Below are 738 nucleotides of genomic sequence, written 5' to 3' on the forward strand. Positions count from 1 at the left end.
TGAGGCGTCCTTGGGGTGTGAGAGTGCACGAGCTAAATAGGAGATAATGGGGCCCATGGGCACTATGAGGTTTGATCAAGAGACCAAGGACCGTGCGCTGCGCTTGTATTACGAGGCGGTTGCCGAGGAGGGCGCGACGAAGATTAGGACGCGCCGCAAGATCGGTGGGATGTTAGATATCAATCCGGCCACACTAAATAACTGGATCCTTAAAGCTGAGAAGGAAGCAGCGACTTCCTCGCGTGCTGCCGAGCAGGACAAGGACGCGGAGATTGCCCGGTTGCGCAAGGAAGTCAAGCAGCTGACAGAGGCCAACGAGATCTTGAGGTTGGCATCGGCTTTTTTCGCCCAGGCGGAGCTCGACCGCAAACAAAAGTAGTCGTGGAGTTTCTCCATGCTCACCGGCACCTTTATTCCATCGAGCGGATGTACCAGGTCCTCAACGAGCATCAGTACCAGATTTCTCCTGCTACCTATTACCGGTATCAGGCACGAAATTTCGGTCCTACCGATGCCGAGCTTGACCAAGCGTACGAGGCAAACCGACTCTATGACCTGTGGGTTGCCAATCGGCGGGTCTACGGGCGTCGCAAGCTGTGGAAAGCAGCCAAGCGGGCTGGATGGGACATTGGCCGGGAGAAAGTCAATCGCCTGATGAGCCTGCTAGGCATTAGTGGTGTGCTGCGGCATAAATCCACGCGCACGACAGTGACCAACCCGAACAATCCCCGGTTTGCT

2 protein-coding genes are annotated in these 738 nt (G+C 56.0%); both read left to right on the forward strand.

What is annotated here, in order from left to right; all coding sequences use genetic code 11:
• Positions 1 to 64: 64 nt before the first annotated feature.
• Positions 65 to 379, forward strand: coding sequence for a transposase (locus tag H7347_RS10530; protein ID WP_186337506.1), 315 nt, complete (start codon positions 65 to 67; stop codon positions 377 to 379).
• Positions 380 to 381: 2 nt separating this feature from the next.
• Positions 382 to 738, forward strand: a 357-nt coding sequence (locus tag H7347_RS10535; RefSeq protein ID WP_152823459.1) for an IS3 family transposase, incomplete at its 3' end; no start/stop codon positions are given.

It is taken from the genome of Corynebacterium sp. zg-331 (assembly GCF_014267345.1).
Taxonomy (GTDB): Bacteria; Actinomycetota; Actinomycetes; order Mycobacteriales; family Mycobacteriaceae; genus Corynebacterium.